Source organism: Candidatus Nitrosopumilus sp. (assembly GCF_029882185.1).
Taxonomy (GTDB): domain Archaea; phylum Thermoproteota; class Nitrososphaeria; order Nitrososphaerales; family Nitrosopumilaceae; genus Nitrosopumilus.
This window is the reverse complement of the sequence record NZ_JAOULD010000042.1, coordinates 1-9669: the sequence shown is the minus strand read 5'-3', so window position 1 is coordinate 9669 and position 9669 is coordinate 1. Positions and strand designations below refer to the sequence as shown.

Annotated in this window: 9 protein-coding genes; 1 reads left to right on the top strand and 8 read right to left on the bottom strand. The window is 33.5% G+C overall.

Going from position 1 to position 9669, the window contains the following annotated elements; all coding sequences use genetic code 11:
• Positions 1–49: 49 nt before the first annotated feature.
• From OEW78_RS08635 to OEW78_RS08605, 7 genes are all read right to left on the bottom strand, one after another.
• Entirely contained in the window at positions 50–607 is a 558-nt protein-coding gene (locus OEW78_RS08635) for a CBS domain-containing protein (protein ID WP_300326904.1), read from the bottom strand.
• A 34-nt stretch (positions 608–641) separates the two neighbouring features.
• The gene (ppdK, locus tag OEW78_RS08630; RefSeq protein ID WP_300326903.1) at positions 642–3314 is read right to left on the bottom strand and encodes a pyruvate, phosphate dikinase; all 2673 of its coding nucleotides are present in this window, start codon (positions 3312–3314) and stop codon (positions 642–644) included.
• A gap of 32 nt (positions 3315–3346) precedes the next feature.
• Complete coding sequence (tpiA, locus tag OEW78_RS08625) at positions 3347–4003, bottom strand: triose-phosphate isomerase (RefSeq protein WP_300326902.1); 657 nt, start codon at positions 4001–4003, stop codon at positions 3347–3349.
• Between the two features lie 38 nt (positions 4004–4041).
• Positions 4042–4326, bottom strand: a complete 285-nt coding sequence (locus tag OEW78_RS08620; protein WP_300326905.1) for a SemiSWEET family transporter — start codon at positions 4324–4326, stop codon at positions 4042–4044.
• 7 nt (positions 4327–4333) lie between these two features.
• Positions 4334–6892 (bottom strand): DNA-directed DNA polymerase I, encoded by a 2559-nt coding sequence (locus tag OEW78_RS08615; protein WP_300326901.1) that lies wholly within the window; start codon positions 6890–6892, stop codon positions 4334–4336.
• 4 nt (positions 6893–6896) lie between these two features.
• Positions 6897–7421, bottom strand: coding sequence for a dCMP deaminase family protein (locus OEW78_RS08610; RefSeq protein ID WP_300326900.1), 525 nt, complete (start codon positions 7419–7421; stop codon positions 6897–6899).
• Between the two features lie 110 nt (positions 7422–7531).
• Positions 7532–7678 carry a hypothetical protein gene (locus OEW78_RS08605; protein WP_300326899.1) on the bottom strand — a complete coding sequence of 49 codons (147 nt, stop codon included), beginning with the start codon at positions 7676–7678 and terminating at the stop codon, positions 7532–7534.
• Positions 7679–7841: 163 nt separating this feature from the next.
• Between OEW78_RS08605 and OEW78_RS08600 the strand changes: the two genes are divergently transcribed.
• Positions 7842–9350, top strand: coding sequence for a DEAD/DEAH box helicase (locus tag OEW78_RS08600; RefSeq protein WP_300326898.1), 1509 nt, complete (start codon positions 7842–7844; stop codon positions 9348–9350).
• Here OEW78_RS08600 and OEW78_RS08595 read toward each other — a convergent pair.
• Positions 9347–9619: a hypothetical protein gene (locus OEW78_RS08595; protein ID WP_300326897.1), complete on the bottom strand. Its 273-nt coding sequence runs from the start codon at positions 9617–9619 to the stop codon at positions 9347–9349. The genes OEW78_RS08600 and OEW78_RS08595 overlap by 4 nt on opposite strands.
• Positions 9620–9669 lie beyond the last annotated feature (50 nt).

The window sequence follows — 9669 nt, the reverse complement described above, 5'->3', positions numbered from 1 at the left end:
TAACACCAGTCGGATAATCTCGTTTTACTATACTGATCCTAAAGAATAATCACTCCATCATTTTCAAGGTGTCTGATGCTGTAATTATTCCTATAATTTTTGATTTTTTTGAAACTAGAATGCATTTTGAATATCTGATTAATGGAACTAATACGTTTGCAGGTGTGTCAAAATCAACTATGGGTGGTACTGAATCCATAGTGTCTGCTAATTTCGCTTTTTTTAATTCTGCTTCTCCTAAATCTGCAAGGTGTTTTACAATCCCGTCTTCTGATACTACTCCTACTACATCAGAATTATCAAAAACAGGAATCTGGCTAATTGATAGTTGATGCATTTTCTTGATTGCATCATGTAGAGTGTTTGCAGGTTTTAGTTTAACAATATCTTTACTGCAAAAATCTCCTGCTGTGTGAGATGATGATTCTCCTTCTAATTGTGTGAGACTTTCAAAGATTTTCTTTGCTGTTTCATAACTTGGCTGACTTCTTCCTGATTCTATTTGATTAATCATGGATGTACTTACCCCAGTCATTGCGGCAAGTTTTTTCTGAGTAATGCCTATTTTCTGTCTAATTTGTTTGATTGAATCAATTCTGGGTAGCAATTGAATATGAGATTGTTTTGATTAATTTAAAAATTTATTTTCTCTTTTTCTTTGATTTGGTTTTTGGTTGCTCAATAGCCGCTTGTGCTGCTGCAACTATTGCAATGGGAATTCTATGCGGTGATGCACTGACATAACTTAGGCCTGCGTTATGACAGAATTTAATTGAATTAGGATCTCCGCCATGTTCTCCACAAATTCCTACTTCCATATTTGGTCTGAGACTTCTTCCTGCTGCCACTCCCATTTTTATCAGGCTGCCTACACCGTTTACATCAATTGATTGGAATGGGTTTCTTTCTAGAAGTTCTTTTTCCATATATTCAGGGAGGAATTTTCCTTCGACATCTTCTCTACTAAAACTAAATGTTCCTTGCGTAAGGTCATTTGTGCCAAAACTAAAGAATTCTGCAGTAGTTGCAAGTTCGTTTGCCGTTAGTGCCGCTCTTACAACTTCGATCATAGTTCCAAAGTTTATTTTTAATTTCATTTTATGTTCGGATTCCATCTCTTTCTTAATTGAATCATAGATTCTCTTAATGTGGTTTAGTTCTGCAATGCTGCTAATCTGTGGAATCATGATTTGAGGATGTGCCTTTACTTTTTCCTTTGTCAATTCTACTAATGCTTCAAAGACTGCACGAATTTGCATTTCATAGATTTCAGGGTATGTGATTCCTACTCGAACTCCTCTGTGTCCCATCATCGGATTAATCTCAGCAAGTTCTCTTGCTCTTTTTAGAACTGTTTTTGCTTGATTGATTTCCTTTACATCTCCTTTTGATTCTAATTTTTGAATTTTTTCAACTAGTTCTTCTGGGTTTGGTAAGAATTCATGTAATGGTGGATCTAGCAGTCTGATTGTCACTTCATAACCTTCCATGGCTTTTAGAATTTCCATAAAGTCACTTTTTTGCAGCTGGCCTAATTTTTTCAATATCTTGCTTCTTTCTTCGATATTTTCAGCCATTATCATTTCCACAAACAAGTTAATCCTATCACTACCGTTGAACATTCTCTCTGTTCTACACAACCCGATTCCTTGACCTCCGAATTGCCTTGCCAGTTTTGCTCCTTCTGGTGTATCTGCATTTGCTCTAATCCCTATTTTTTTTGCCTTTTGGGCCCAGTCTAAAATTTGTTCAAAGTCTTTTGTCACTTTTGGCTCTACAGTTGGAACTTCTCCGACAAATACCGTGCCTGTGCTTCCATCAATAGAAATTGTTTCTCCTTCTTTGATTGTTATTCCATTTGCAGTACATGTGTTATTTTCATAATTGATTTTTAATTCTGGACATCCTACAATACATGGTTTGCCCATTCCTCTTGAAACGATTGCTGCATGAGATGATTTACCGCCTAAACTAGTCAAAATTCCTTCTGATGAAAAGAACGCAGGTACGTCTTCTGGTTTTGTTTCTTTTCTTACTAGGATGATCTTTTTGCCTGCATCTCCTAACTCTATTGCTTTTTTCACATCAAATATCACTATGCCACTTGCAGCTCCTGGAGATGCTGCAATTCCTTTTGCCAACTGTTTGAAATTTTTAATTTTTGATTCATCCATTGTTCTATGCAACAATGCCTCTAATTGTTGTGCTGGAATTCTTATAAGTGCTTTATTTTTATCAATTAATTTTTCTTTTACCATGTCTACTGAAGTTTTTACTAATGCGGCTGCGCTCATTTTTGCCGTTCTTGTTTGTAATAAGTAAAATTTCCCTTGCTCTATGGTGAATTCAATGTCTTGAGGTTCTCTGAAATGTTTTTCCAATTTGGCACATGCGTTGCTTAGCTCTTTGTATGATTTTGGCATGTCTTTTTTTAACATCTCAATGCTCTTTCCGGTTCTTACTCCTGCGACAACATCTTCTCCTTGTGCATTGATGAGATACTCACCTTCTATCTCTTTTTTACCATTATGTCCGTTTCTTGTAAATACTACCCCTGTTGCACTGTCATCTCCCATGTTTCCAAAAACCATCGTAACCACATTTACTGCAGTTCCATTAGCAATATCTTTTGTAATGTTGTTTTTTTCACGATAAACAATTGCTCTCTCCCCCATCCAACTTTTGAAAACAGCTTCTATGGATAACACTAATTGTTCATCAGGAGTATCTGGGAATTTTCTTTTGGTATGCTCTTCGCAGATTTTTTTGTATTCGTATACTATTGATTTTAGTGATTCTACGTCTAATTTACTATCATCTGAAACCCCTTGCTTGGCTTTTGCAGCATCTAATACATGATCAAATTTCTCATCATTTACACCAAATACTACTTTTCCAAATAATTGGATAAATCTTCGATATGAATCCCATGAAAATCGTGGGTTTTTCGTTTGTTCTGCAAAACCTTCGACTGTTTTTTCATTTAATCCTAAATTCAAAATCGTGTCCATCATCCCTGGCATTGATATTGCTGCTCCAGAACGAACTGATACTAATAGTGGGTTTTTAGTAGAATTCCATTTTTTACCTGTCTTTTTTTCCATTTTGACAATGTTTTTCATCACAGCTGGCATGACCTCTTTTGGCAATTTTCTGTTGTTTTCATAATATTTGTTACAAACTTCAGTTGTAATTGTAAATCCCGGCGGCACGGGTAGTTTTAGTCGAGTCATCTCGCTTAATCCTGCCCCTTTTCCTCCTAGTAGCATTCTTTTTTTACTGTCTGCTTCTTCAAACGCATATACCGGTTTCATTTTTACGATTAACCAATCTTAGAAAGGGGGTATTAAACCATTGACTTGGCAAAATCGGTCATTATCTTATCCCAATTCTTTGCTTTTATGATCCCACTTGCTACTAGAATTCCCCTTGATCCTAACTCTATTGCCTTTGAGACGTCTTCGCCTGATACAATTCCTGCACCGCAAAGTAATTTTGTATCGTTTTTTGCATTCTTTACTGCTTCTGCTGCCTTGGCAATAAGCTCTGGTTTTTCTTTAGAAACTGCTTTACCAGATCCGATCAACTCTGGAGGTTCTATTGCAATATAATCTGGATTCAATCTTGCATATTTTTTGACTTCTGCAACATCTTTTACGCATAATATTGATATCATTTTCAATTCTTTTAATTTTGAAATTAATTTTTCAATTTCTTTGCTAGAAATTCTATGTTCGCTGTGATTAATCAATGATCCTTTGACTTTGGATTTTTTTAATAATTCTGGAACCACAAATCCTGTGGTACTTCCAACTTTTGAGTCATCTACATGTTGAGCCAAAATTAGAATTGAACTATTTGAAACTACCCCAATTAGATGCTGTGGTGGTGATATTGCTATTTTTATTTTATATTTTTTAGAAATCTTTTCTGCAGTTTTTACAAATTTCACTATTTTATCTCCTGCAATCTCTTCATAATTTTTACAATTAATTACAAACATCTTTCTTTGAAATTTTCTGCATTGTATTTATTCTTTGATTATGATATTTTGGCTTGAATGTCGTATCTCTTTTTCATCCCTAATACAATTATCATCAAAACCAAACCTGATGTATTTGTTCCAATTATGAATATGTCTTCAACGATGATGCCATAAATTAGCCACAATATTGAACCTACTGCAATGAAAATCATTAAAAATTTGGAAACATCTTTGAGTCTTTTAGTCTTGTATCCTTTGTAAATTTGTTCAACCCATCCCATTAAAATCAAAACCCCTGCTGCTATTCCTAATAATGTTAGAAGTGTCCCATCAACTTCCATTTTTACACTAGCTCCAAAAGAATTCATCTAATCCTGTTTGTTTGGGTTTTCCTAACATCGTATCAAAATCCAAATCCATTGAAGATGTTATTTGCTCTAATGTTGACTCCATAAATTCCATGTATTTTTTAGAATCTATCTCTTCTTTTTTTGCCAGTTCTACTGGTTTCACTCCTGGCTTGTTTAGTATTTTGATAAATGAAATTTTGTCTCCCTTTTTTATTTCTCTTATTGATTCTAATTGCTTAGCTGCTCTGATGTGTTGAGGAATTGTTTTTACATATTCTGAAGGCGACTTGCTTAGCATTACATTGAATGTCAAGTCTTTTAATGGGATTTCTTTTGCTTCTACTTTTTTACCACATGTTGCAATTTTCTCAGTGATTTCTTGTTTTGCTTTTACAAAGTCTTCCATCGTTTGAACTCTTGATAAAACGTCAATTAATTCATAAAACAAATTTTTGATGAATGCAGGTGTGTGTGATTTTTTCCCTGTCAATCCTTTGACATCTACTTTACCTGATTTTGTTACTCCTAGATAGTTTTTCTTTCTATTACTTAGTACACAATATCTGTATGTCTTATCTATCTCTAAGTCTACACCGTGTTCTTTTTTTGCTTGCTCTATTACAATCTGGATCTGTTCTTTAGTTGGATTTTTGATAAATAAGGAATCTGTGTCTCCGTATAGAACTTCAATTCCTGCGCCTTCGCATTTTTTGATTGTTTCTAAAATTGTATGTCTCCCAATTGCAGTTGTAGCTTCTGCTACTGGTAGAAAATAAAGTGGAAATATTTCAGCTCCCATTACCCCATAACTAGCATTTAGAATTACTTTGAGTGCTTGACTGACTACTGTGTATTGCTGTCTTTGATCATCCGTTAATGTCTCTTTTTTTGATAAACTCTTGTAATAATTCACTCTCAAATCCCTCAACGAGCCGATAATCATAGATGTCAAACCGTTTTTCTTTGTACATGCCCAATGATTTGTTCCAGAAATTGTGTTTTTTTTACATTCTTCATGAGGACATCTTACTGTTTCATAAGATAGATTTCTGACTTTAATGATGCTTGGATATAGACTTGCAAAATCCATTACTACCACATCAAAATGAATTCCTTCTTTTGGTTCTACTACGAGCCCTCCTCGATATTTTTTATCTTTGATTACTGCATCAGACATTACTCCTTCTGATCTTCTTTGCAATTCCTCTCGCTTTGGAATTAAACAATTTCTTCGTCTATGTTCATAATACAATAAACTTCTAATCCACTGCGATACTCCCATTCTTGCAATATCGTCAATTGGCATTCTCCCAATTCTTGCAATGATTACGAGTAGATCCATCATCAAATCTTTGTTGAAACTGGTTAACTCGTATGTTAGAAGAGCATCATTGTAACAATAATTTGCAGTCTGATAGAGGGATAACTCGTCAAATTCTAATCCATAATCTATTTTTTCTTTGCCTAGCAATGCTTTTGATACGCTGTTTAGAGAAAAATCAGTGTATTTCTGACTAAACGCGTAAATTTGGAATGATCTGTTTGAAAGAACTTTGTACAAATCAAGATGAACTCCTTCTTTCAATGTTGCAGAATCTCTCATCATGTATAGTGGATTTTCTGAGTTTTTTACTCCTAATCTTTCTGCTCTATTGTAAAGATATGGCAAATCAAATTCATCCCCATTGTATGTAAGCACGAATGGAAATGTTTTCATTATTTCAAATGCATCTTGAATCATTTCTTTTTCTTTATCTGATTCATAAAATGTAACTTTGATGTTCTGTTCTAATTCGTTTATTCCTTCTTCAGTTCCTTCTGTTTTGAGCACAAAAATCTGATCAAATCCGTCTGTTCCTTTTAATCCGATTGCGGTAACTTTTTTTTCTGCAAGTTTTGGATCTGGAATGCGTCCTATCTCTGCTTCTACTTCGATGTCTACACTAAGTCTTTTTATTTTTGGTATTGGTTGGTTTAGCAAATCTGCCCATTCTGAAATATATCTTTTAAATTCTTCTGCATCAACCATGCTTTCACTATCTACTTTATCCCACAACAAACTTTTCAACGCAAGTTTTACTTCATCAGAAATTTCTAGATCATGCGGTTTTAACTCTCCATTTGTAACTTCATAGTATTTCCCAACAATTAATTTTCTATCATACAGATAATTTTCATAATATTTGATATCTGATTCCCATGTTTCAATCACATTTCTTATGCTTTTATCTCCTGCAGTTCCTCCAATTGCTAAAGGATCTGCAACAGTAATTTTTGACATGTCTGTTTCTTTGTCTTTCATCAAATCATATCTTTTGACTGATTTGATTTCTAAAATATCGTCTCTCTCTTGGAGAAAATCTAATTCGTCTGGAGATAATCTTGAATAACAATATGGCTTATGATTTGTTTCATCTTTCCATAAAAATAATTTTTTAGATTCTGGATCATAAAATTTTAAAATTGCTGATTTTGAAATGTTGTCATATGTTGCTGACACTAACATTGATGCTGGCATTGATTCAATTTTCTTAGTATCTGGCAAACTTACTTGCATTTTCTCACTCTGAATTATTGTATTCGCTTACTAGTGCTTTTGCCCATTTTCTAATTTTATTCTTATCTAGGCTGATAACCTCTACTCCTGCTTCTTTCAATAAATCATAATCTGTTTCAGGATATACATCAAGACAAACAAATTTTCTAATTCCTATTGTGATTGCCATTTTTGTGCATTCCAAACATGGAACAAACGTCGTGTATAGAACTGCTCCTTCTATTCCTGCCTCTATTCCTAGAATTGCACAATGCATGATTGCATTTGCTTCTGCATGATTGCACAAACATCTGTCTAATGATGCCCCTGATTCTATTTTCCCCTCTATTCTTAACTGACATCTTTTACATCCTCCTTCAAAACAATTTTTGATTCCTGGTGGTGTTCCATTATACCCTGTTGCCAGTTGTCTGTGGTTTCTTACGATTACTGCACCAACTTGCCTTGTCATACAATTTGAACGAAGTTTGGCAAGTTCTGCTTGTAACATAAAATATTCATCCCAGTTTGGTCTATCAAAAGAACTCATACAAACTCTGTTTAGCTGCTCAATATATGGATCACGCTGATGTAAATTTGATTGCGATCAAAAACATATCTCAAATTTTTTGATAATTGATTATTGTTCTTGATTGTTTTCTAAACATCACTTTTTGTCTTGATTTTTTTATTCTTTTTATGATCCTCTTTCTTTATAGCTAATTCCAAATATGGTGTTTGTAACTCTTCTTTGAATTTTCTCATTATTTCTATTTCCTTGGATGATGATTCATGCTTTTTAGGCATAGATAATCAAAATACCTATTTTTGAGATTTAAAAACTACCTATGTTGAAATTTTGAATATTTCATGCCTGTTTTTCATGAATTCTTTATCTATTGTTGAGTGGTGGATAGTTTTTTGTTACACGAAAGCATAAAATCAATAAATCTCGTTCTTAAATTGACCGATGACTGAATTTATTAAAAAAAAATATGTTAAACAAGATTCTATAGAAAAAAGGGATTATCAAATTGATCTTGCAAATCAAGCAATTTCAGAAAATTGCATAGTTGTTTTACCTACTGGTTTGGGGAAAACTGCAGTTGCATTAAATGTAATTTCTGAATATCTGGAAAGAGGAACTGGCGGCATTTTGTTTTTAGCTCCAACTAGAGTTCTGGTCAATCAACATTATGAATTTTTAAAAAATAATTTAACCTTAGATGATATTTCTATTATTACTGGTGAAGACACAATCCAAAAAAGAACAAAGTTGTGGAATAATAGTATTGTTTGTGCTACTCCTGAAATTGCTAGAAATGATTTGAATCGCAAAATCGTTTCTCCAGTCCAATTTAATCTTGTAGTGTTTGACGAGGTTCATAGAACTATTGGAGATTATGCATATTCTGGAATTGCTAAATGGTTTGAAAATAGCCCTGCTCGAATTGTCGGAATGACTGCAACATTGCCTAGCGAAAAAGAAAAAGCTACTGAAATCTTGACAAAACTAAGAATTTCACGTGTTGCAGAAAAAACAGAAGATAGTCTTGATGTAAAACCCTACACTCAAGAAACTAATACTGAATGGATTAATGTAGAACTTCCACCTGAACTAAAAACAATTCAAACATTGCTAAAAACTGCATTAGATGAACGATATGATTTGTTAAGAAAAAATGGAATTCGTCTAGCTGAACAACAATCTCTTTCTGCATTACTACGAATTAGACAATTTGTATTAAATCAAAACAGGCGTTCTGCAAAGCCTCTTTTTACGGCCATCCGAATCCATTATGCATTAAGTATGCTTGAGGCTCATGGGATTACTCCTTTTCTAAAATTCTGTGAACGCACTAAAGCAAAAAAAGGTGTGGGTGTAAAGGATCTGTTTGAGCTTGATCCTAATTTCACAAAAGCAATAGGATTGGCAAAAGAAGCACAGGCACATGGAATCGAACATTCAAAAATTCCTAAATTAAAAGAAATTATTGATTCTGTTCCTGGCAAAGCTTTGATTTTTACTAGTTATCGAGATTCTGTAGACTTAATTTTCAATAAATTGACTGAATTGGGAATCAGTGCCGGAATCTTGATTGGAAAAGCAGGTGATACAGGATTAAAACAAAAAAAACAAATCGAAACAGTGCAAAAATTCCGTGATGGAATATTTCGAGTATTGATTGCCACTCGTGTAGGAGAAGAAGGTTTGGATATTGCAGAAGTAAATCAGGTAATTTTTTATGACAATGTTCCTAGTTCTGTAAGATTTATTCAAAGACGAGGAAGAACTGGCAGAAAAGGTATTGGTAAACTTGTTGTTTTAATTGCAAAAAATACTATTGATGAAACTTACTATTGGATTGGGAAAAGAAAAATGACTGCTGCCAAATCTATGGGGGGTAAAATGACTCAAGTTCTTGAAAGAAATCAACATGTTGAATCTCAAAAACAGGGTCTTGATGCATTTCTTTAATTTCTGTATTGTTTGCTAATCTTATTAATTATCAATTGTTTTCTTTGAATAATTTTATTTTTCATTCCTGATTCTAAGTGATGAATACTGCTATTTTTTACAGCAAGTCTATTTTCTAATCTTATGTCAAATTGATTTTGAAGAAATACTATGTTCTCCTCAAATCCTCCCGGCCCCTCCAAATTCTCAAACGATTCTCTTGCCAATTTTTCTATATGTGTATCAAGATTATCCAAAATTTCATCTAACATTTTGACTGTTAAAACCATGTTAATTTTGATTTAGTTACTGCAAAAAATGTTGTGTATTTTATTTTGGT